At 62.2% G+C, this 20,970-nt stretch carries 19 protein-coding genes; 16 read left to right on the top strand and 3 right to left on the bottom strand.

Annotated features, from left to right (window positions below; genetic code table 11):
* Positions 1-126: 126 nt before the first annotated feature.
* The 3 genes from aat (at position 127) to infA (ending at position 1,907) form a co-directional block, all read left to right on the top strand.
* Positions 127-804, top strand: a complete 678-nt coding sequence (gene aat, locus QMX96_RS13655) for a leucyl/phenylalanyl-tRNA--protein transferase (protein WP_043860850.1) — start codon at positions 127-129, stop codon at positions 802-804.
* Positions 805-879: 75 nt separating this feature from the next.
* Positions 880-1,587, top strand: a complete 708-nt coding sequence (locus tag QMX96_RS13650) for an arginyltransferase (protein WP_043860851.1) — start codon at positions 880-882, stop codon at positions 1,585-1,587.
* Between the two features lie 101 nt (positions 1,588-1,688).
* Positions 1,689-1,907 (top strand): translation initiation factor IF-1, encoded by a 219-nt coding sequence (gene infA / locus QMX96_RS13645; RefSeq protein ID WP_002553999.1) that lies wholly within the window; start codon positions 1,689-1,691, stop codon positions 1,905-1,907.
* A 130-nt stretch (positions 1,908-2,037) separates the two neighbouring features.
* Here infA and clpA read toward each other — a convergent pair whose 3' ends face one another.
* Both clpA and clpS read right to left on the bottom strand, forming a co-directional pair.
* A complete protein-coding gene (clpA, locus tag QMX96_RS13640) occupies positions 2,038-4,308 on the bottom strand; it encodes an ATP-dependent Clp protease ATP-binding subunit ClpA (RefSeq protein WP_043860852.1) in 2,271 nt (756 codons plus the stop codon).
* Between the two features lie 30 nt (positions 4,309-4,338).
* Positions 4,339-4,701 carry an ATP-dependent Clp protease adapter ClpS gene (gene clpS / locus QMX96_RS13635; protein WP_043860853.1) on the bottom strand — a complete coding sequence of 121 codons (363 nt, stop codon included), beginning with the start codon at positions 4,699-4,701 and terminating at the stop codon, positions 4,339-4,341.
* A 228-nt stretch (positions 4,702-4,929) separates the two neighbouring features.
* Here clpS and cspD point away from each other — a divergent pair, with 228 nt between their 5' ends.
* Positions 4,930-5,184, top strand: coding sequence for a cold shock domain-containing protein CspD (gene cspD / locus QMX96_RS13630; RefSeq protein ID WP_058541364.1), 255 nt, complete (start codon positions 4,930-4,932; stop codon positions 5,182-5,184).
* 61 nt (positions 5,185-5,245) lie between these two features.
* On the opposite strand, the gene icd is transcribed toward cspD, so the two are convergent.
* Positions 5,246-6,502: an NADP-dependent isocitrate dehydrogenase gene (gene icd, locus QMX96_RS13625; protein ID WP_043860855.1), complete on the bottom strand. Its 1,257-nt coding sequence runs from the start codon at positions 6,500-6,502 to the stop codon at positions 5,246-5,248.
* A 418-nt stretch (positions 6,503-6,920) separates the two neighbouring features.
* Between icd and QMX96_RS13620 the strand changes: the two genes are divergently transcribed.
* The 12 genes from QMX96_RS13620 (at position 6,921) to nuoC (ending at position 20,969) form a co-directional block, all read left to right on the top strand.
* Positions 6,921-9,146 (top strand): NADP-dependent isocitrate dehydrogenase, encoded by a 2,226-nt coding sequence (locus QMX96_RS13620; RefSeq protein ID WP_043860856.1) that lies wholly within the window; start codon positions 6,921-6,923, stop codon positions 9,144-9,146.
* Positions 9,147-9,246: 100 nt separating this feature from the next.
* Positions 9,247-9,687 (top strand): NUDIX hydrolase, encoded by a 441-nt coding sequence (locus QMX96_RS13615; RefSeq protein ID WP_054915102.1) that lies wholly within the window; start codon positions 9,247-9,249, stop codon positions 9,685-9,687.
* A 73-nt stretch (positions 9,688-9,760) separates the two neighbouring features.
* Positions 9,761-10,882, top strand: a complete 1,122-nt coding sequence (mnmA, locus tag QMX96_RS13610) for a tRNA 2-thiouridine(34) synthase MnmA (RefSeq protein WP_282361904.1) — start codon at positions 9,761-9,763, stop codon at positions 10,880-10,882.
* Positions 10,882-11,502, top strand: a complete 621-nt coding sequence (hflD, locus tag QMX96_RS13605; RefSeq protein WP_043860859.1) for a high frequency lysogenization protein HflD — start codon at positions 10,882-10,884, stop codon at positions 11,500-11,502. The genes mnmA and hflD overlap by 1 nt, the downstream gene beginning before the upstream one ends.
* Positions 11,503-11,637: 135 nt before the next feature.
* Positions 11,638-13,008: an adenylosuccinate lyase gene (gene purB / locus QMX96_RS13600; protein ID WP_043860860.1), complete on the top strand. Its 1,371-nt coding sequence runs from the start codon at positions 11,638-11,640 to the stop codon at positions 13,006-13,008.
* A gap of 80 nt (positions 13,009-13,088) precedes the next feature.
* Positions 13,089-14,255, top strand: coding sequence for a cupin domain-containing protein (locus QMX96_RS13595; protein ID WP_282361903.1), 1,167 nt, complete (start codon positions 13,089-13,091; stop codon positions 14,253-14,255).
* Positions 14,248-14,673 (top strand): GNAT family N-acetyltransferase, encoded by a 426-nt coding sequence (locus QMX96_RS13590; RefSeq protein ID WP_043860862.1) that lies wholly within the window; start codon positions 14,248-14,250, stop codon positions 14,671-14,673. Before QMX96_RS13595 ends, QMX96_RS13590 begins: the two co-directional genes overlap by 8 nt.
* A 125-nt stretch (positions 14,674-14,798) precedes the next feature.
* Positions 14,799-15,533, top strand: a complete 735-nt coding sequence (locus QMX96_RS13585) for a secretin N-terminal domain-containing protein (RefSeq protein WP_229589330.1) — start codon at positions 14,799-14,801, stop codon at positions 15,531-15,533.
* A 522-nt stretch (positions 15,534-16,055) separates the two neighbouring features.
* The gene (aceA, locus tag QMX96_RS13580; RefSeq protein ID WP_043860864.1) at positions 16,056-17,381 is read left to right on the top strand and encodes an isocitrate lyase; all 1,326 of its coding nucleotides are present in this window, start codon (positions 16,056-16,058) and stop codon (positions 17,379-17,381) included.
* 627 nt (positions 17,382-18,008) lie between these two features.
* Positions 18,009-18,422, top strand: a complete 414-nt coding sequence (locus QMX96_RS13575; RefSeq protein WP_010220397.1) for an NADH-quinone oxidoreductase subunit A — start codon at positions 18,009-18,011, stop codon at positions 18,420-18,422.
* Positions 18,423-18,432: 10 nt separating this feature from the next.
* On the top strand, positions 18,433-19,110 hold the full coding sequence (locus QMX96_RS13570) for an NADH-quinone oxidoreductase subunit B (protein WP_043860865.1): 678 nt from the start codon (positions 18,433-18,435) through the stop codon (positions 19,108-19,110).
* Between the two features lie 77 nt (positions 19,111-19,187).
* Positions 19,188-20,969, top strand: coding sequence for an NADH-quinone oxidoreductase subunit C/D (gene nuoC, locus QMX96_RS13565; RefSeq protein ID WP_043860866.1), 1,782 nt, complete (start codon positions 19,188-19,190; stop codon positions 20,967-20,969).
* The last annotated feature ends 1 nt before the right edge of the window (position 20,970 follow it).

The raw sequence follows: 20,970 nt of genomic DNA, 5'->3' as shown, positions 1-20,970 counted from the left end.
ATAGTGCAGGTTAAGTTGCGCCGCCCGCCAACGCCGGCGGCGCAACGGCAGGCGCCGGCCTTGCCGACGAAGCCTTTTGCGGCGATCCTTCCCCTCCCCTCCTCCACCGCACGGCGACCCACCTCCATGCTGACCTGGCTGAGCCGCAACAACCTGGACTTCCCGCCCCTGGAAAAGGCCCTGCACGAACCCAACGGCCTGCTCGCCGCCGGCGGCGACCTGAGTGCCGAGCGCCTGGTGCAGGCCTATCGCCATGGCTGCTTCCCCTGGTACCAGGACGGCCAGCCGATCCTGTGGTGGTCGCCCGACCCGCGCACCGTGTTGTTCCCGGACGAGCTGCACGTGTCGCGCTCGCTGCGCAAGGTCATTCGCCAGGGCCGCTATCAGGTCAGCTTCGACCAGGACTTTGCCAGCGTGATCAGTGCCTGTGCGGCGCCTCGCGACTATGCCGACGGCACCTGGATCACCGCCCCCATGCAGGCTGCCTACCTCACGCTGCACCAGCAGGGCTTCGCCCACTCGGTGGAAGTGCGCGAAAACGGCGAGCTGGTGGGCGGGCTCTACGGCCTGGCCATGGGCCGCCTGTTCTTTGGCGAATCGATGTTCAGCCGCGCCGACAACGCCTCCAAGGTGGGCTTCGTGCACCTGGTGGAACACCTCAAGGCGGCCGGCTTCGTGCTCATCGACTGCCAGATGCCCACCAACCACCTGCACAGCCTCGGCGCCCGCGCCATCGCCCGCAGCGCCTTTGCCGAGTACCTGCGCAACTACCTCGACCAGCCGGCCAACGTCAGCTGGGCCTGACGTCCTGGCGTTTGCTAGGCGAGTTTTCACAGCTGGCTTACACTTAATCCAAACGCACCTCCCGAGGGGTTGATCATGACAGAGCTGGCGCGGTTGAAGTTTTATGCCACTCAACCCCATGCCTGCAGCTACCTGCCAGACGAGCAAGCCACCACGCTGTTTCTCGACCCGAGCCAGCCAATGGACGCCAACGTCTACGCAGACCTGTCGGAAATGGGCTTTCGTCGCAGCGGCGACCACCTGTACCGCCCGCATTGCCAGAACTGCAATGCGTGCGTACCTGCGCGCATCCCGGCGGCTCGCTTTACGCCCAATCGCCAGCAGAAGCGCATCATCAAGCGCAACGCCGACCTGGTGGTGACCCCCGCACGCCCTCGGTTCAACGAAGAATACTTCGAGCTGTACCGCCGCTACATCGAGCAGCGCCATGCCGACGGCGACATGTACCCGCCCAGCCGCGACCAGTTCTCCACCTTCCTGGTCCGCGACCTGCCGTTTTCACGCTTCTACGAGTTTCGCCTGGACGGCAAGCTGCTGGCGGTGGCGGTCACCGACCTGCTGCCCAACGGCGTATCGGCGGTGTACACCTTCTACGAACCCCAGGAAGAACGGCGCAGCCTGGGACGTTTCGCGATCCTCTGGCAGATCAGCGAAACCCTGCGCCTGGGGCTTGAAGCGGTCTATCTCGGGTACTGGATCAAGAACTGCAAAAAGATGAATTACAAGACCCAGTACCGCCCCATCGAGCTGCTGATCAATCAACGATGGGTCACGCTTAACTGAAACCCTTGGCTTGAACCCCATTTTTCGGGCACAATGCACGCCACTTTTTAGCCTGGCGCAGTTGCACCGGGCCGGCAACTGGACACCGAGGGCTTTACTGCATGTCGAAAGAAGACAGCTTCGAAATGGAAGGCACTGTCGTCGACACCCTGCCCAACACCATGTTCCGCGTGGAGTTGGAAAATGGGCACGTCGTTACCGCGCATATCTCCGGCAAGATGCGCAAGAACTACATCCGTATTCTCACCGGCGACAAGGTCCGCGTCGAACTGACGCCTTATGACCTGAGCAAAGGGCGCATCACCTACCGCGCCCGCTAAACGCTACACACAAGAACGCCCGGCCAGTGCCGGGCGTTTTTGCGTGCCTGCCTGAAAAGCCTCGCCGGCAAGGCCGACTCCTACCAGGGCAGCATCACCCCGCAGGAGCCGGCCGTGCCGGCGAACGCGATCAGGCCATCTCGGCCGTGGTCTCGAAGTCGAACACCAGCTCGCCATCGCGCAGGTCGATGTGCACCACGCCGCCATGCTCGGCCAGCTCGCCAAACAGGATCTCTTCGGCCAGCGGCCGCTTGATCTTGTCCTGGATAAGCCGTGCCATGGGCCGCGCCCCCATCTGCGCATCGTAGCCACCGGCTGCCAGGTAGCTGCGAGCAGCATCCGACACCTCCAGCAGTACGCGCTTGTCTTCCAGCTGGGCCTGCAGTTCGGTGAGGAACTTGTCGACCACGCTCTTGATCACTTCGTGGCTCAGGCGACCAAACTGGATGATGGTGTCCAGACGGTTGCGGAACTCCGGCGTGAAGCTCTTCTTGATCACTTCCATCGCGTCGGACGAGTGGTCCTGATGGGTAAACCCGATCGAGGCCCGTGCCGCAGTCTCGGCGCCGGCGTTGGTGGTCATGATCACGATGACGTTGCGAAAGTCCGCCTTGCGCCCGTTGTTGTCGGTCAGGGTACCGTGGTCCATCACCTGCAGCAGCAGGTTGAAGACTTCCGGGTGAGCCTTCTCGATTTCATCGAGCAGCAGCACGCAATGTGGCTGCTTGGTGATGGCTTCGGTCAACAGGCCGCCCTGGTCGAAACCGACATAGCCCGGAGGCGCACCGATCAGGCGCGACACGGTGTGACGCTCCATGTACTCGGACATGTCGAAACGCACCAGCTCGACCCCCAGCGCCTTGGCCAGCTGACGCGCCGCCTCGGTCTTGCCGACCCCGGTAGGGCCTGCAAACAGGAACGAGCCCACCGGCTTGTCCGGCGCCTTCAGGCCCGCACGCGACAGCTTGATGGCGGTGGCCAGCGAATCGATCGCGGCATCCTGGCCAAACACGGTCAGCTTCAGGTCGCGCTCCAGGTTGCGCAGCAGCTCCTTGTCGGAACTGGTGACGTGCTTTGGCGGAATGCGCGCAATCTTGGCGACGATGTCTTCCACCTGCTGCACATCGATGCGCTTGACGCGCTTCTCTACCGGCTGCAGGCGCTGGTACGCCCCCGCCTCGTCGATCACGTCGATGGCCTTGTCTGGCATGTGACGGTCATTGATGTAGCGCGCTGCAAGCTCCGCTGCGGCACGCAGCGACTCATCGCTGTACTCGATGCTGTGATGGGACTCGAAACGCCCCTTGAGGCCGCGCAGGATGCCGATGGTGTCTTCCACCGACGGCTCGCTGACATCCACCTTCTGGAAGCGCCGCGCCAGGGCCCGGTCCTTCTCGAAGATGCCGCGGAACTCCTGGAACGTAGTCGAGCCGATGCAACGGATATCACCCGAAGACAGCAGCGGCTTGAGCAGGTTGGACGCATCCATCACCCCGCCCGATGCCGCACCGGCGCCGATGATGGTGTGGATTTCGTCGATGAACAGGATCGCCTGCGGACGCTTGCGCAGTTCGCCGAGCAGCGCCTTGAAGCGCTTCTCGAAGTCGCCACGGTACTTGGTACCGGCCAGCAAGGCGCCCAGGTCCAGCGAATAGACCACGCTCTGGGCCAGCAGGTCAGGCACCTGACCGTCGACGATACGCTTGGCCAGGCCTTCGGCGATGGCGGTCTTGCCCACCCCGGCCTCGCCCACCAGCAGCGGGTTGTTCTTGCGCCGACGCGCAAGGATCTGCGCCACGCGCTCGACCTCGGTCTCGCGCCCCACCAGCGGGTCGATACGCCCCTGGCGTGCCAGCTCGTTGAGGTTGCTGGCATAAGCATCCAGCGGATTGCTCGAGGACGAGGCTTCGCCGCCGTCTTCGTCCTGCATGTCCTGCTCGCCGTCCTGGTGTTCGCCATGGCCCGGCACCTTGGAGATACCGTGAGCGATGTAGTTGACCACGTCGATTCGCGCGACACTTTGCTGTTTGAGCAGGAACACCGCCTGGCTTTCCTGCTCGCTGAAGATCGCCACCAGCACATTGGCGCCGGTGACTTCACGTTTACCCGAGCTCTGTACATGGAACACGGCACGCTGAAGCACCCGCTGGAAGCCCAGGGTTGGCTGGGTCTCGCGGTCTTCATCATGCACGGGGATCAGTGGCGTGGTGGAGTCGATGAACTCCTGCAGGTCGTGCTTGAGCTTGTCGAGGTTGGCTCCACAGGCACGCAAAACGGTTGCGGCGGCCTCATTATCCAAAAGCGCCAGCAGAAGGTGTTCGACGGTCATGAACTCATGACGCTTCGAACGGGCCTCCTTGAAGGCCAGATTGAGGGTGACTTCGAGCTCGCGGTTTAACATAGCTTCACCTCATACCCAAGTGGTCGGCGATTAACCGTCCTTCTCGATTTCACAGAGTAGCGGATGCTGGCTTTCCCGGGCGTATTGGTTGACCTGCATGGCCTTGGTCTCGGCGATGTCGCGGGTAAACAATCCGCACACTGCCCGCCCTTCTGTATGGACGGCCAGCATGACCTTGGTCGCCAGCTCGCGATTCAGGTTAAAAAACACCTCGAGCACTTCGACGACGAAATCCATCGGTGTGTAGTCATCGTTGAACAAAACCACCTTGTACATCGGTGGTGCCTGCAGCGCGGGCTTGGCTTCCTGTACCGCCAGACCAGAGCCATCGTCCTCATCCTGCTGCGGGCGATCCTGATTGAATGTTAGTCGAATCTGGCTATGTGCATGCATGGAAAGAAATTCATCATTTCGACAGGTTAAGGTTGAATGTGGACCGCCTGGCCACACGCCGGAACGGCCGTCGCCTGACCTTGACTATCGGCAAATCGGTGTTACAACCAATAAGAGCCCACCGTGGTCGATAAAGATCCGCGCAGTCAACCAGAATTTTCGCAGGTTCATAGGCGGATGGAGTGGATGATACTCCAGTGATGGAGTCCTTTGCAGAGGGATATGAGGATGGCAACCGGCAAAGTCAAGTGGTTCAACAATGCCAAGGGATTCGGATTCATCAACGAGGATGGCAAGGATGAGGACCTGTTTGCCCACTTCTCTGCCATTAACATGGAAGGTTACAAGACCCTGAAGGCCGGACAAGTCGTCACATTCGATATCATTCAGGCACCCAAGGGGTTTCATGCGCAGAACATAAGACCCGTCGTCACCAGCGCCCAGAGCGAGCCCGCCGGCAGCGCGACCACGATCGACGCCTGAACACCCCAGGAACACCAGGGCCGGCCTGCCCTCTCGGACAGGCCGGCCTTTTGCTGCCCGCTTACATGTGCTTGATCAGCGCCTCACCGAAGCCCGAGCTCGACACCAGCGTCGCACCTTCCATCAGGCGTTCGAAGTCGTAGGTCACGGTCTTGGCCTTGATAGCCCCGTTGGTGCCCTTGATGATCAGGTCCGCTGCCTCTGTCCAGCCCAGGTGACGCAGCATCATCTCGGCCGACAGGATCACCGAACCAGGGTTGACCTGATCCTTGCCGGCATACTTGGGCGCCGTGCCGTGGGTGGCCTCGAACATGGCCACGGTGTCCGACAGGTTGGCACCCGGCGCGATACCGATACCGCCCACTTCCGCCGCCAGGGCGTCGGACAGGTAGTCACCGTTCAGGTTGAGGGTGGCGATCACGTCGTACTCGGCCGGACGCAGCAGGATCTGCTGGAGCATGGCGTCGGCAATGGCGTCCTTGACGATCACTTCACGCCCGGTCTTGGGGTTCTTGAATTTCATCCACGGGCCGCCATCGAGCAGCTCGGCGCCGAATTCGTTCTTGGCCACCTCGTAGCCCCAGTCCTTGAAGGCCCCCTCGGTGAACTTCATGATGTTGCCCTTGTGCACGATGGTCAGCGACTCGCGGTCGTTATCCACCACATACTGCAGGGCCTTGCGCACCAGGCGCTGGGTGCCTTCCTTGGAAACCGGCTTGATGCCGATGCCGCAATCCTGGTCGAAGCGGATCTTGGTGACACCCATTTCCTCCTTGAGGAACTTGATGACCTTGTTCGCCTCGGGCGAGCCGGCCTTCCACTCGATGCCGGCATAGATGTCCTCGGAGTTCTCGCGAAAGATCACCATGTCGACGTCGCCAGGTTTTTTCACCGGGCTGGGCACACCCTCGAACCACACCACCGGACGCAGGCACACGTACAGGTCCAGTTGCTGGCGCAGGGCGACGTTCAGCGAACGGATGCCGCCGCCGACCGGGGTGGTCAGCGGGCCCTTGATCGATACCACGTAGTCTTTCACCGCATCCAGGGTTTCCTGGGGCAGCCAGGTGTCCTGGTCGTAGACCTGGGTGGCCTTCTCGCCGGCGTACACTTCCATCCAGGAGATCTTGCGCTTGCCGCCATAAGCCTTTTCGACTGCAGCATCGACCACCTTGATCATCACCGGGCTGACATCGACGCCAATACCGTCACCTTCAATGAAGGGGATGATCGGATTGTCGGGAACATTGAGAGAATGGTCTGCGTTGACGGTGATTTTGTCACCGACTGCCGGAACCTTGATTTTCTGGTATCCCATGCTGCACTCCGCTTTTTTCTGGTTGATAGGACTTCATGCAATCCCCAGAGCCTAACCCAGTTGAACGCAGACGCAAACCTCGCCGAAAAAACCGTCATACCAGCGTAAAACGCTCTACGTCTTTGGTCTAAAAGTGGCCATCCGACATGTTGACCTTGATGATTACGACCAAGGGTTTGATATACTCCGCCGGTGACCAAAGGGTCACTGGGGGCGACTGGTCCGAATAGAGACGTCCGGCCCCGACAAGACTGGGCTGTTACCGCAGTTCAGCCGTTTGACACTCGACTGATGCAACCCACCATCACAGCCCGGAATCCTCGACTTTCTGCTCATGGATCCGCTTGAGCGAAGCGCCTATCCTGCGCACCCCTCGAGATTCCGCGCACGCTCAGCAAAACAGAGAGTTAACCCGAATATGCCCACCCGATCCAAGATCATCTACACCTTCACCGACGAAGCCCCCGCCCTCGCCACCTACTCACTGCTGCCCATCGTCGAAGCGTTCACCGCCACTGCCGACATCGCCGTCGAAACCCGTGACATCTCGCTCGCTGGCCGTATCCTCTCTGCCTTCCCTGAACAGCTCGGCGCCGACAAGCAAGTGGCCGACCACCTGGCAGAACTGGGCCAACTGGCAACCACGCCTGAAGCCAACATCATCAAGCTGCCGAACATCAGCGCCTCGGTACCGCAGCTGAAGGCCGCGATCAAGGAACTGCAAGCCAAGGGCTTCAACATCCCGGACTACCCGGACACCGTCAGCACCGACGCGGAAAAAGAAGCCCGCGCCCGCTACGACCGCATCAAGGGCAGCGCCGTGAACCCGGTACTGCGCGAAGGCAACTCCGACCGCCGCGCACCGCTGTCGGTCAAGAACTACGCCCGCAAGCACCCGCACAAGATGGGCGCCTGGGCAGCCGACTCCAAGTCGCACGTCGCGCACATGGACAACGGCGACTTCTACGGCAGCGAAAAAGCCGCGCTGATCGAAGCCGATGACAGCCTGCGCATCGAACTGCTGGCCAAGGACGGTTCGACCACCGTCCTGAAAGAAAAGACCGCGGTCAAGGCCGGCGAAATCGTCGACTGCGCCGTGCTCAGCACCAAGGCCCTGCGCAGCTTCATCGCTGCCCAGATCGAAGAAGCCAAGGCCCAGGGCGTACTGCTGTCGGTTCACCTGAAAGCCACCATGATGAAGGTCTCCGACCCGATCATGTTCGGCCAGATCGTCGCCGAGTACTACAAGGACGCGCTGACCAAGCACGCCGCCGTACTGGAGCAGGTCGGCTTCAACCTGAACAACGGCATCGGCGACCTGTACGCCCGCATCAAGGACCTGCCAGCCGAACAGCAGGCCCAGATCGAAGCCGACGTGCAGGCCGTGTATGCCGTGCGCCCGGCGCTGGCCATGGTCAACTCCGACAAGGGCATCACCAACCTGCACGTGCCGAGCGACGTCATCGTCGACGCCTCGATGCCGGCGATGATCCGCGACTCGGGCAAGATGTGGAACACCGAAGGCCAGCTGCAGGACACCAAGGCAGTGATCCCGGATCGCTGCTACGCCACCATCTACCAGGCGGTGATCGAAGACTGCAAGCAACACGGCGCCTTCGACCCTACCACCATGGGCAGCGTGCCGAACGTCGGCCTGATGGCACAGAAGGCCGAAGAGTACGGCTCCCACGACAAGACCTTCCAGGCCAAGGCTGATGGCGTGATCCGCGTCGTCGACGGCAAGGGCAACCTGCTGCTGTCCCAGGACGTCGAAGCCGGCGACATCTTCCGCATGTGCCAGACCAAGGACGCGCCGATTCAGGACTGGGTCAAGCTGGCCGTCAACCGTGCCCGCGCCAGCGCCACCCCGGCGATCTTCTGGCTCGACCCGCAACGCGCCCACGACGGCGTGCTGATCGAGAAGGTCCAGAAGTACCTGAAAGACCACGACACCACCGGCCTGGACATCCGTGTCCTGTCGCCTGTCGAGGCCATGAAGGTTTCGCTGCAGCGCATCCGTGCCGGCAAAGACACCATCTCGGTCACCGGCAACGTGCTGCGTGACTACCTGACCGACCTGTTCCCGATCATGGAGCTGGGCACCAGCGCCAAGATGCTGTCGATCGTGCCGCTGATGAACAACGGCGGCCTGTTCGAAACCGGCGCCGGCGGTTCGGCACCCAAGCACGTGCAACAGCTGGTGGAAGAAAACTTCCTGCGCTGGGATTCGCTGGGCGAGTTCCTGGCCCTGGCAGCTTCGCTCGAGCACCTGAGCACCGCCTACGCCAACCCCAAGGCCAAGGTACTGGCTGCGACCCTGGACCAGGCCACCGGCCAGTTCCTGGACAACAACAAGTCCCCTGCGCGCAAGGTTGGCAGCATCGACAACCGTGGCAGCCACTTCTACCTGACCCTGTACTGGGCCCAGGCACTGGCTGCACAGACCGATGACGCGGCGCTGCAAGCACGCTTCGCACCGCTGGCCAAGGCACTGACCGAGAACGAAGCGACCATCGTCGCCGAGCTCAACGCAGTCCAGGGCAAGCCGGTTGAAATCGGTGGTTACTACTACCCCGATGCCGAGCTGACCGCCAAGGCAATGCGCCCGAGCCAGACCTTCAACAACGCGGTTGCCGCGCTGTAAGGTTGGCTTGAGCTGACACACAGACCCCGGCCACGCACCGGGGTTTGTGCTTTCTGGACATCGGCGAAGAGGCACGCCACCCCACTACGAAGGCACCCGCATGACCTGGCAACCCCACATCACCGTCGCCACCATCGTCGAAGACAACGGCCGCTTCCTGCTGGTCGAGGAATTCAAGGCCGGCCGGCACGTCTTCAACCAGCCCGCCGGCCACCTCGAAGCCAACGAAACCCTGCTCGAAGCCGCCCTGCGCGAGACCCTCGAAGAAACCGCCTGGGACGTCGAGCTTACCGGCATCGTCGGCATCTACCTCTATACCGCCCCCAGCAACGGCGTGACCTACCAGCGCATCTGCTTCGCTGCCCGCCCGCTTCGCCACCACCCCGAACGCGCCCTGGACACCGACATCGTGCGCGCCACCTGGCTCACCCGCGACGAACTGCTGGCCGACCCCGAGCGCTGGCGCAGCGAGCTAGTGCCGCAATGCATCGACGACTACCTGGCCGGCCCGCTGCACAGCCTGAGCCTGATCCGCAATTGAAGCCGCGGCTTTCGCCTTGCGCGGCGCAGCCTGATAGAATCGACGTCTTTTTCCAGATACACAGCCGGTACCTATGACCAGTCCAGCACTCTACGAACCCGAAAAGACACGCGTCATCGTCGGCATGTCCGGCGGCGTGGACTCTTCCGTCTCCGCCCTCCTGCTGATCGAGCAGGGCTACCAGGTGGAAGGCCTGTTCATGAAGAACTGGGAAGAGGACGACGGCACCGAATACTGCACCGCCCGCGAAGACCTGGCCGATGCCCAGGCCGTGTGCGACCGCATCGGCATCAAGCTGCACACTGCCAACTTTGCCGCCGAGTACTGGGACCACGTGTTCGAGCACTTCCTGGAAGAGTACAAGGCCGGGCGCACGCCGAACCCGGACATCCTGTGCAACCGCGAAATCAAGTTCAAGGCGTTCCTCGACTACGCCCTGATGCTCGGTGCCGACCTGATCGCCACCGGCCACTATGTGCGCCGCCGCGACATCGACGGGCGTACCGAGCTGCTCAAGGGCCTGGACCCGAACAAGGACCAGAGCTACTTCCTGCACGCCGTCGGCGGCGAGCAGATCGCCCGCACGCTGTTCCCGGTGGGCGAACTGGAAAAGCCCGAGGTGCGCGCCATCGCCGAAAAACACGGCCTGGCCACGGCCAAGAAGAAGGACTCCACCGGTATCTGCTTTATCGGCGAGCGCCGCTTCAGCGATTTTCTCAAGCAGTACCTGCCGGCGCAGCCCGGTGAAATCCAGACCACCGAGGGTGAAGTCATCGGCCAGCACCACGGCCTGATGTACCACACCATCGGCCAGCGTCAGGGCCTGGGCATCGGCGGCCTCAAGGATGCCAGCGACGAGCCGTGGTACGTGCTGGAGAAAGACCTCAGCCGCAACGTGCTGGTGGTCGGCCAGGGCAACGAGCACCCGTGGCTGTTCTCCCGCGCCCTGCTCGCCTCGGAGATCTTCTGGGTCAATCCCGTCGAACTCTCCAGCCCGCGCCAGCTGACGGCCAAGGTGCGCTACCGCCAGAGCGACCAGGCGTGCACCCTGGAACGCACCGCAAGCGGCTACCGCGCCGTTTTCGACGAGCCGCAGCGCGCCGTGACGCCGGGCCAGTCGGTGGTGTTCTATGACGGTGAGGTATGCCTGGGGGGCGGTGTGATCGAAGTGGCCGAGCCCTGGAGCAGCCGCTGATGAACCAGATGCAAGAGCAACTGGTGGCCCTGGGCGGGGTATTCCAGGCCGCCGTGCTGGTCGACCGAATCGCCCGCACGGGCCAGGCCAGCGAGGCCGACCTGGGCTGCATGCTCGGCAGCCTGCTGGTACGCGACCCCAAGGACACCCTGGAGGTGTTCGGCGGTGACGACCTGAACCTCAAGGATGGCTACCGCGCCCTGGCCAGCGCGCTGGAGCGCGACCCTGCCAGCCTGCAGCGCGAGCCGCTGCGCTACGCCTTGTCGATGCTGGGCCTGGAGCGCCAGCTGGCCAAGCGTGGCGACATGCTCGACACCATCGGCAAGCGCCTGCCGCAGATCCAGTCCCAGGCCGATCATTTCGGCCTGGTGCATGAAAACGTGATCGCTTCGTGCGGCGCCCTCTACCAGGACACCCTGAGCACCCTGCGCCAGCGTATCCAGGTGCATGGCGACATGCGCAACCTGCAGCAGCCCAACAATGCCTCGAAGATCCGCGCCCTGCTGCTGGCCGGCATCCGTGCTGCGCGCCTGTGGCGCCAGCTGGGCGGGCACCGCTGGCAGCTGGTGATCAGCCGGCGCAAGCTGCTCAAGGAGCTGTACCCGATGCTGCGCGGCTGACCCTGGCCACGTCGCGGCCTTCGCTGGCTTGCCAGCGAAAAGGCCCGAAAGACCTTTTGTCACCCTCAAAACCCGGGCGCGTTTTTCATGTATGATATGCGCCCTTTTCGTTGCCCGACTGTCCGAGAACACCCCATGCAGCTTTCCTCGCTCACTGCGGTTTCCCCTGTTGACGGCCGCTACGCCGGCAAAACCCAGGCCCTGCGCCCCATCTTCAGCGAATACGGCCTGATCCGTTTCCGCGCCCTGGTCGAGGTCCGCTGGCTCCAGCGCCTGGCCGCCCACCCGCAAATCGCTGAAGTACCAGCGTTTTCCGCCGAAGCCAACGCCGTGCTCAACGCCCTGGCCGACGACTTCGCCCTCGAGCACGCCGAGCGCGTCAAAGAGATCGAGCGCACCACCAACCACGACGTCAAGGCCATCGAGTACCTGCTCAAGGAGCAGGCCGCCCAGCTGCCGGAACTGGCCAAGGTCAGCGAGTTCATCCACTTCGCCTGCACCAGCGAGGACATCAACAACCTGTCCCACGGCCTGATGCTGCGCGAAGGCCGCGACAGCGTGCTGCTGCCGCTGATGCGCCAGATCGCCGAGTCGATCCGCGAACTGGCCCACCGCTTCGCCGACGTACCAATGCTGTCGCGCACCCACGGCCAACCGGCTTCGCCGACTACCCTGGGCAAAGAGCTGGCCAACGTGGTGTACCGCCTGGAGCGCCAGATCGCCCAGGTTGCCGCCGTGCCGCTGCTGGGCAAGATCAACGGCGCCGTGGGCAACTACAACGCCCACCTGTCGGCCTACCCGCAGATCGACTGGGAAGCCAACGCCCGCGCCTTCATCGAAGACGAGCTGGGCCTGGTGTTCAACCCCTACACCACCCAGATCGAACCGCATGACTACATTGCCGAGCTGTTCGACGCGATCGCCCGCTTCAATACCATCCTGATCGACTTCGATCGCGATATCTGGGGCTACATCTCGCTGGGCTACTTCAAGCAGCGCACCATTGCCGGCGAAATCGGTTCCTCGACCATGCCGCACAAGGTCAACCCGATCGACTTCGAGAACTCCGAAGGCAACCTGGGCATCGCCAACGCGCTGTTCCAGCACCTGGCCAGCAAGCTGCCGATCTCGCGCTGGCAGCGCGACCTGACCGACTCCACCGTGCTGCGCAACCTGGGCGTCGGTTTCGCCCACAGCGTGATCGCCTACGAGGCCAGTCTCAAGGGCATCAGCAAGCTGGAAATCAACGAAGCCCGCATCGCCGAAGACCTGGACGCCTGCTGGGAAGTCCTGGCCGAGCCGATCCAGACCGTGATGCGCCGCTACGACATCGAAAACCCGTACGAGAAGCTCAAAGAGCTGACCCGCGGCAAAGGTATCAGCCCTGAAGCGCTGTTAACCTTCATCGATGGCCTGGACATGCCGGCCGAAGCCCGCGCCGAGCTGAAGAAGCTGACCCCGGCCAACTACATCGGTAATGCCGCGGCACAAGCCAAACGCATCTGATTGCCCCCGCGTTTTGACGCCCGGCTTGGCCGGGCGTTTTTATTGCTGAAAGAAAATTACTTTTTTTCAATAGGTTACACATGAATCCTGATACCCCACTTCAGCTGCTGGGCGGCCTGACTGCCCGCGAATTCCTGCGCGACTACTGGCAGAAGAAGCCCCTGCTGGTTCGCCAGGCCTTCCCTGATTTCGAAAGCCCGATCGATGCCGATGAACTGGCCGGCCTGGCACTGGAAGAGGAAGTCGAATCGCGCCTGGTCATCGAACATGGCGAGCGCCCGTGGGAACTGCGCCGCGGCCCGTTCGACGACGATACCTTCAGCACCCTGCCTGAGCGCGACTGGACCCTGCTGGTACAAGCCGTCGACCAGTTCGTGCCGGAAGTGGGCGAGCTGCTGGAGAGCTTTCGCTTTCTGCCAAGCTGGCGCATCGACGACGTGATGATCAGCTTCGCCGCCCCGGGTGGCAGCGTGGGCCCGCACTTCGACAACTACGACGTGTTCCTGCTGCAAGGCCAGGGCAAGCGCAACTGGAAGATCGGCCAGATGTGCGACAGCGACAGCCCGCTGATCGAGCACGCCGACCTGCGCATCCTGGCCGACTTCGAGCAGACCGATGAGTGGACCCTGGAACCGGGCGACATGCTCTACCTGCCACCGCGCCTGGCCCACTACGGTGTGGCCGAAGACGACTGCCTGACCTATTCGGTCGGCTTCCGCGCGCCGAGCGCCGCCGAAGTGCTGACCCACTTCACCGACTTCCTCAGCCAGTTCCTGCCTGACGAAGAGCGCTACACCGACGCCGACGCCCAGCCAGTGAGCGACCCGCACCAGATCCAGCGCGACGCCCTGGACCGCCTCAAGGGCCTGCTGGCCGAGCACATGAGCGACGAGCGCCTGCTGCTGACCTGGTTCGGCCAGTTCATGACCGAACCACGCTACCCGGAACTGGTGGCTGGCGAGGCACTGAGCGAAGAAGACCTGATCGACAGCCTGGAACAGGGTGCGATCCTGATCCGCAACCCGAGCGCGCGCCTGGCCTGGTCGGAAGTCGACAACAACGTGCTGCTGTTCGCCAGCGGCCAGAGCCGCCTGCTGCCGGGCGAACTGCGCGACCTGCTCAAGCTGATCTGCGCCGCCGACGCCCTGCACGTGGAAAACCTCGCGCCATGGCTTGGCGACGAAAATGGCCTTACCCTGATCTGCGAACTGGTCAAGCAAGGAAGCCTGGGATTTGCCAATGAATAAGATCGAAGTACGCCTGGCCGATTGGCAGAAAGACAACGCCGACATCCGCCGTATCCGCGAATCGGTGTTCATTGCCGAGCAGAACGTGCCGCCAGAGCTGGAGTGGGATGCCGACGACAACATCGCCGTGCACTTCCTGGCCTTTGAGGGTGACTACGCCATCGGCACCGCCCGCCTGTTGCAGGATGGCCAGATCGGGCGCGTGTCGGTGCTCAAGGACTGGCGCGGGCTCAAGGTGGGTGACGCACTGATGCAGGCCGCCATCGCCGAGGCGCAGAACCGCGATCTGCGCCAGCAGAAGCTCACCGCACAAGTGCATGCCACCGCATTCTACGAGCGCCTGGGCTTCAAGGTTGTCAGCGAGGAGTTCCTCGAGGCCGGCCTGCCGCACGTGGACATGGTACGCGACTCGCAGTAAGCGCCAGCCCTGTCGCCGGCAAGACCAGCTCCCATACCTGCGGGAGCCGGCCTTGCCGGCGAACAGGCCAGCACAACCGCTACAAATTTGCCATCATGTCCACTCCACCCGCGGAGACCATGGACATGCCGCTACGCCCCCTGCTCGCCACCCTGCTTCTGTCGTTCAGCCTCAGTGCGCTGGCCGCCACCGAAGTCCTGCCGCTGAACCACCGCACCAGCGCCGAACTGCTCCCCGCCGCGCAAGCCTTCATCGGCAAGGACGGCAGTATCAGCACCTTCGAAAACAAGCTGATCGTCAATGCCGAGCCCGGCAAGATCGACGAACTTCGCACCCTGCTGCAACAACTGGACACCGCCCCCAAGCGCCTGCTGATCAGCGTCGACAACACCGACAGCAACGTCCAGGACAACCGCGGCAACGCCCGCGTGATCCGCTACGGCACCGCCAACCGCGAGGGTGGGCTGCAACAGGTGCAGGCCAGCGAGGGCACTCCAGCGCTGATCCAGGTTGGCCAGAGCATTCCCATCACCAGCACCCAGACCGACAGCTACGGACGCGTGCAGAGCAACACCGAGTACCGCAACGTCACCCAGGGTTTCTACGTCACCGCCAGCGTCACCGGCGAAACCGTGCACCTTGCCATCAGCACCAACAATGACCGGATGAGCCAGGAACGTCCCGATGTAGTGAAGGTGCAAAGCACCGACACGAAGGTCACCGGCAAGCTTGGCGAGTGGATCAGCCTGGCAGGTGTCAACGCTCAAAGTCAGGCCGATCGCAGCGCTTCGACCCTCAGTTACTCCACCCAGCGCGGTGAGAACATGACTTTGCGGGTAAAAGTCGAGGCACTGGACTGACCCCGCGCCGTTCACGGCCTCGACCAAAGGCCTCGAAACTGACTGACGAGTCGTATTAGACCAAAGATGTAGTGGATGAAAAAAAGCACTACAAAACATTTGACGCCCCCGAATCGCAGAGGCATGATGGCCCCGCTCCCGCTAATCAGAGGCCCTGGCAAGGGCCTTCGAGTTGCGCTCTGACCTACCCGACCTGAGCCGATTCGTGTCTGTACAGCCCACAAGGCGGTTTGACGAGATTGCGACTGGAACGAAGTTGTCCCGAGGGACGGAAGCGCATCAAACGGTAGACGGCACACCCTGATCGACGCAGCACGGCAACCACGAGCCAACCTGCCCGACAGCCACGCCAAGGACCTGCTCACTTCCCCCTTCGAGCCCCATCGTTCAACGTCGCCATTTCGCCCACACCACTGGCTGCCAGTGCTTCTGACCAGCGAGCAATCGGAGCTGCCCCTGTACGCACAGCGCAGCCGACAGAGCGAACATTTTTTACCGACCTATGCGACGAGGTTTACTTTCATGGCACTGACACGCGAACAGCAAATTGCAGCCCTCGAAAAAGATTGGGCCGAGAACCCACGCTGGAAAGGCGTGACCCGTACCTACTCTGCCGCTGATGTCGTTCGTCTGCGTGGCTCGGTTCAACCTGAGCACACCCTGGCCCGCATGGGTGCCGAGAAGCTGTGGAACCTGGTAACCAAAGGCGCCCACCCTTCGTTCCGCCCTGAAAAAGATTTCGTCAACTGCATGGGCGCCCTGACCGGCGGCCAGGCTGTTCAACAGGTCAAGGCCGGTATCCAGGCTATCTACCTGTCCGGCTGGCAAGTGGCTGCCGACAACAACTCGGCCGAGTCCATGTACCCCGACCAGTCGCTGTACCCGGTGGACTCCGTGCCAACCGTGGTCAAGCGCATCAACAACTCGTTCCGTCGCGCCGACCAGATCCAGTGGAAAGCCGGCAAGAACCCGGGCGACGACGGCTACATCGACTACTTCGCACCGATCGTGGCTGACGCTGAAGCCGGTTTCGGCGGCGTACTCAACGCCTACGAGCTGATGAAGAACATGATCGAGGCAGGCGCCGCCGGCGTTCACTTCGAAGACCAGCTGGCCTCGGTTAAAAAATGCGGCCACATGGGCGGCAAGGTACTGGTTCCGACCCAGGAAGCCGTACAGAAGCTCAGCGCTGCCCGCCTGGCGGCCGACGTTGCCGGTGTACCGACCATCATCCTGGCCCGTACCGACGCCAACGCCGCCGACCTGCTGACCAGCGACTGCGACCCGTACGACCAGCCATTCGTGGTGGGTGAGCGTACCCAGGAAGGTTTCTACAAGGTACGTGCCGGTCTGGACCAGGCGATTGCCCGCGGCCTGGCCTACGCACCGTATGCCGACCTGATCTGGTGCGAAACCGCCAAGCCGGACCTGGACGAAGCACGCCGCTTTGCCGAAGCCATCAAGAAGGAATACCCGGACCAGATCCTGTCCTACAACTGCTCGCCTTCCTTCAACTGGAAGAAGAACCTGGACGACGCGACCATCGCCAAGTTCCAGCGCGAGCTGTCGGCCATGGGCTACAAGCACCAGTTCATCACCCTGGCTGGCATCCACAACATGTGGCACGGCATGTTCAACCTGGCGCACGACTACGCCCGCAACGACATGACTGCCTACGTGAAGCTGCAGGAGCAGGAATTCGCCGACGCGTCCAAAGGCTACACCTTCGTGGCGCACCAGCAGGAAGTGGGCACTGGCTACTTCGACGACATGACCACCGTGATCCAGGGTGGCAAGTCTTCGGTTACCGCCCTGACCGGCTCGACCGAAGAAGAGCAGTTCCACTGATCGGCTGATCGATTGGTGACATTCGGGTAACACGCAAGACCCGGGGCCTGTGATGGGGCTCCGGGTCTTGTGCCATTCATACCCCGCGCAGGCGCCAGCCTTGCCGGCGAAAAGGCCAGCCGCCCGGCACAAGGCTTCCTTATTACCCCCGATTGGCTATGCTAGTGCACACCGGCGTCAGCGGACGGCCGTGGCAGCGCAGATACCGACGCGCCACCCCCGCGCACAACCCTGAGCCAGAGCCCAGCGCCAGCACGCAGACACTGCCCGAAACAGGGGCGCACAAACTTGCCGGCCACACCCTTGAACAACAACTTTTAGTTGACGCAGGAGGTAGGAATAACAGGAGCCCCTCAAATGATATTAATTATCATTTCGAAACTTGCATTTCGTTACGCCATACAAGAAACATAATTAACAAAAGCACGCGCAATCCACGGAATACGTGGCCTGCAGCGAGTTACGAAAGATTTTTGTTCTTAATGCTACGAATAAATTTGCTGCAGAAATTTTACTTGCTACGGGTTTACCCATAAAATCAGCGCGATAGATTTCGCTGCGACATATCGTCACTGCTCTACTTCTTTTCAAGCTCAGAGACCAAGCGCTCTGTTAAGGATTTTCAGCATGCCCGATTCGACAGGACTCATCGCCCACAACTGGGGCTTTGCCATCTTCCTTTTGGGTGTCGTCGGCCTGTGTGCCTTCATGCTCGGCCTGTCCGCCCTGCTGGGCAGCAAGGCCTGGGGCCGCAGCAAGAACGAACCGTTCGAGTCCGGCATGCTGCCAACAGGCGGTGCCCGCCTGCGTCTTTCCGCCAAATTCTATCTGGTCGCGATGCTGTTCGTGATCTTCGATATCGAAGCCCTCTTTCTCTTTGCATGGTCTGTGTCCGTCCGCGAAAGCGGCTGGACCGGATTCGTCGAAGCACTCGTTTTCATAGCAATTCTGTTGGCAGGTCTTGTCTACCTATGGCGCGTCGGGGCCCTCGATTGGGCTCCCGAAGGTCGTCGCAAGCGGCAAGCGAAGCTGAAACAATGAGGCTTTGGCAATGCAATACAATCTCACCAGGATCGACCCCGATGCGCCCAACGAGCAGTATCCAATCGGTGAACGGGAAACCGTCTCCGATTCGCTGCTAGAGGACCAGGTCCACAAGAACATCTTCATGGGCAAGCTCGAAGATGTACTCAGTGGAGCCGTCAACTGGGGGCGCAAGAATTCCCTGTGGCCGTACAACTTCGGCCTCTCCTGCTGCTACGTGGAAATGACCACGGCCTTCACGGCACCCCACGACATCGCCCGCTTCGGCGCCGAGGTCATCCGGGCATCGCCGCGTCAGGCCGACTTCATGGTCATCGCCGGCACCTGCTTCATCAAGATGGCGCCGATCATCCAGCGCCTGTACGAGCAGATGCTCGAACCCAAGTGGGTCATCTCCATGGGTTCGTGCGCCAACTCCGGTGGCATGTACGACATCTACTCGGTCGTTCAGGGGGTCGACAAGTTCCTCCCCGTGGATGTCTACGTGCCTGGCTGCCCGCCTCGCCCCGAAGCGTTCCTGCAAGGCCTGATGCTGCTGCAGGAATCGATCGGCAAGGAGCGGCGCCCTCTTTCGTGGGTCGTCGGCGATCAAGGCGTGTACCGCGCCGAGATGCCGTCGCAGAAAGAGCAGCGTCGTGAACAGCGTATCCAGGTTACCCACCTGCGCAGCCCCGACGAAGTCTGATCCAGCGACCTGCCGCCTGTTCATTCGAGCAGGCGGCCTGGCTTCATTCTCTACGTTGACCGAAAGCGATCGAGACCATGACAGCGGACACCGCTATTTACATCCCGCCTTACAAGGCTGACGACCAGGATGTGGTCGTCGAATTGAACAATCGTTTTGGCCCCGAGGCGTTCACCGCCCAGGACACCCGCACCGGCATGCCGGTGCTTTGGGTTGCCCGCGCCAAGCTGATCGAAGTGCTGACCTTCCTGCGCAACGTGGCCAAGCCGTACAGCATGCTGTACGACCTGCACGGGGTGGACGAGCGCCTGCGCACCCAGCGTCGCGGCCTGCCGGGCGCCGACTTCACCGTGTTCTACCACCTGCTGTCCGTCGAGCGTAACAGCGACGTGATGATCAAGGTGGCACTGAACGAAGGTGACCTGAACCTGCCCACCGTCACCGGTATCTGGCCCAACGCCAACTGGTACGAGCGCGAAGTCTGGGACATGTTCGGCATCGACTTTGCCGGCCACCCGCACCTGACCCGCATCATGATGCCGCCCACCTGGGAAGGCCATCCGCTGCGCAAGGACTTCCCGGCGCGCGCCACCGAGTTCGACCCCTATAGCCTGAACCTGGCCAAGCAGCAGCTCGAGGAAGAAGCCGCACGCTTCAACCCCGAAGCCTGGGGCATGAAGCGTTCCGGTGCCAACGAGGACTACATGTTCCTCAACCTTGGCCCCAACCACCCTTCGGCTCACGGTGCGTTCCGTATCGTGCTGCAGCTGGACGGTGAAGAGATCGTCGACTGCGTCCCGGACATCGGCTACCACCACCGTGGTGCCGAGAAGATGGCCGAGCGCCAGTCCTGGCACAGCTTCATCCCCTACACCGACCGCATCGACTACCTGGGCGGGGTGATGAACAACCTGCCCTACGTGCTCGCGGTCGAGAAGCTGGCCGGCATCAAGGTGCCGCAGAAGGTCGACACCATCCGCATCATGATGGCCGAGTTCTTCCGCATCACCAGCCACCTGCTGTTCCTGGGTACCTACATCCAGGACGTCGGCGCCATGACCCCGGTGTTCTTCACCTTCACCGACCGTCAGCGCGCCTACACCGTGATCGAAGCCATCACCGGTTTCCGTCTGCACCCGGCCTGGTACCGTATCGGTGGCGTGGCCCACGACCTGCCGCGCGGCTGGGAAAAACTGGTCAAGGACTTCGTCGACTGGCTGCCCAAGCGCCTCGACGAGTACACCAAGGCCGCCCTGCAGAACAGCATCCTCAAGGGCCGTACCATCGGCGTGGCTGCCTACAACACCAAGGAAGCCCTGGAATGGGGCGTCACCGGTGCCGGCCTGCGTTCGACCGGTTGCGACTTCGACCTGCGCAAGGCACGCCCGTACTCGGGCTACGAGAACTTCGAGTTCGAAGTGCCGCTGGCCAGCAATGGCGATGCCTATGACCGCTGCATGGTGCGCGTGGAAGAAATGCGCCAGAGCATCAAGATCATCGACCAGTGCATGCGCAACATGCCGGAAGGCCCGTACAAGGCGGATCACCCGCTGACCACGCCGCCGCCAAAAGAGCGCACCCTGCAGCACATCGAGACCCTGATCACGCACTTCCTGCAGGTTTCGTGGGGCCCGGTCATGCCGGCCAACGAGTCCTTCCAGATGATCGAAGCGACCAAGGGCATCAACAGTTACTACCTGACGAGCGACGGCGGCACCATGAGCTACCGCACCCGGATCCGCACTCCGAGCTACCCGCACCTGCAGCAGATCCCTTCGGTGATCCGCGGCAGCATGGTCGCGGACCTGATTGCGTACCTGGGCAGTATCGACTTCGTTATGGCTGACGTGGACCGCTAAG

This window comes from Pseudomonas sp. PS01300 (assembly GCF_029960155.1).
Lineage (GTDB): Bacteria > Pseudomonadota > Gammaproteobacteria > Pseudomonadales > Pseudomonadaceae > Aquipseudomonas > Aquipseudomonas palmensis.
The sequence above is the reverse complement of the archived record's forward strand: the minus strand, read 5'-3'. Positions and strand labels throughout refer to the sequence as shown.

Excerpts from the sequence above, each read along its gene's own strand:
- QMX96_RS13615 (WP_054915102.1), top strand. The coding sequence starts at position 9,247 with ATGACCTGGCAACCCCACATCACCGTCGCCACCATCGTCGAAGACAAC.
- nuoC (WP_043860866.1), top strand. The coding sequence starts at position 19,188 with ATGACAGCGGACACCGCTATTTACATCCCGCCTTACAAGGCTGACGAC.
- QMX96_RS13620 (WP_043860856.1), top strand. The coding sequence starts at position 6,921 with ATGCCCACCCGATCCAAGATCATCTACACCTTCACCGACGAAGCCCCC.
- aat (WP_043860850.1), top strand. The coding sequence starts at position 127 with ATGCTGACCTGGCTGAGCCGCAACAACCTGGACTTCCCGCCCCTGGAA.
- aceA (WP_043860864.1), top strand. The coding sequence starts at position 16,056 with ATGGCACTGACACGCGAACAGCAAATTGCAGCCCTCGAAAAAGATTGG.
- mnmA (WP_282361904.1), top strand. The coding sequence starts at position 9,761 with ATGACCAGTCCAGCACTCTACGAACCCGAAAAGACACGCGTCATCGTC.
- QMX96_RS13575 (WP_010220397.1), top strand. The coding sequence starts at position 18,009 with ATGCCCGATTCGACAGGACTCATCGCCCACAACTGGGGCTTTGCCATC.
- QMX96_RS13590 (WP_043860862.1), top strand. The coding sequence starts at position 14,248 with ATGAATAAGATCGAAGTACGCCTGGCCGATTGGCAGAAAGACAACGCC.
- clpA (WP_043860852.1), bottom strand. The coding sequence starts at position 4,308 with ATGTTAAACCGCGAGCTCGAAGTCACCCTCAATCTGGCCTTCAAGGAG.
- cspD (WP_058541364.1), top strand. The coding sequence starts at position 4,930 with ATGGCAACCGGCAAAGTCAAGTGGTTCAACAATGCCAAGGGATTCGGA.
- clpS (WP_043860853.1), bottom strand. The coding sequence starts at position 4,701 with ATGCATGCACATAGCCAGATTCGACTAACATTCAATCAGGATCGCCCG.
- QMX96_RS13570 (WP_043860865.1), top strand. The coding sequence starts at position 18,433 with ATGCAATACAATCTCACCAGGATCGACCCCGATGCGCCCAACGAGCAG.
- infA (WP_002553999.1), top strand. The coding sequence starts at position 1,689 with ATGTCGAAAGAAGACAGCTTCGAAATGGAAGGCACTGTCGTCGACACC.
- purB (WP_043860860.1), top strand. The coding sequence starts at position 11,638 with ATGCAGCTTTCCTCGCTCACTGCGGTTTCCCCTGTTGACGGCCGCTAC.
- QMX96_RS13585 (WP_229589330.1), top strand. The coding sequence starts at position 14,799 with ATGCCGCTACGCCCCCTGCTCGCCACCCTGCTTCTGTCGTTCAGCCTC.
- icd (WP_043860855.1), bottom strand. The coding sequence starts at position 6,502 with ATGGGATACCAGAAAATCAAGGTTCCGGCAGTCGGTGACAAAATCACC.
- QMX96_RS13595 (WP_282361903.1), top strand. The coding sequence starts at position 13,089 with ATGAATCCTGATACCCCACTTCAGCTGCTGGGCGGCCTGACTGCCCGC.
- QMX96_RS13650 (WP_043860851.1), top strand. The coding sequence starts at position 880 with ATGACAGAGCTGGCGCGGTTGAAGTTTTATGCCACTCAACCCCATGCC.
- hflD (WP_043860859.1), top strand. The coding sequence starts at position 10,882 with ATGAACCAGATGCAAGAGCAACTGGTGGCCCTGGGCGGGGTATTCCAG.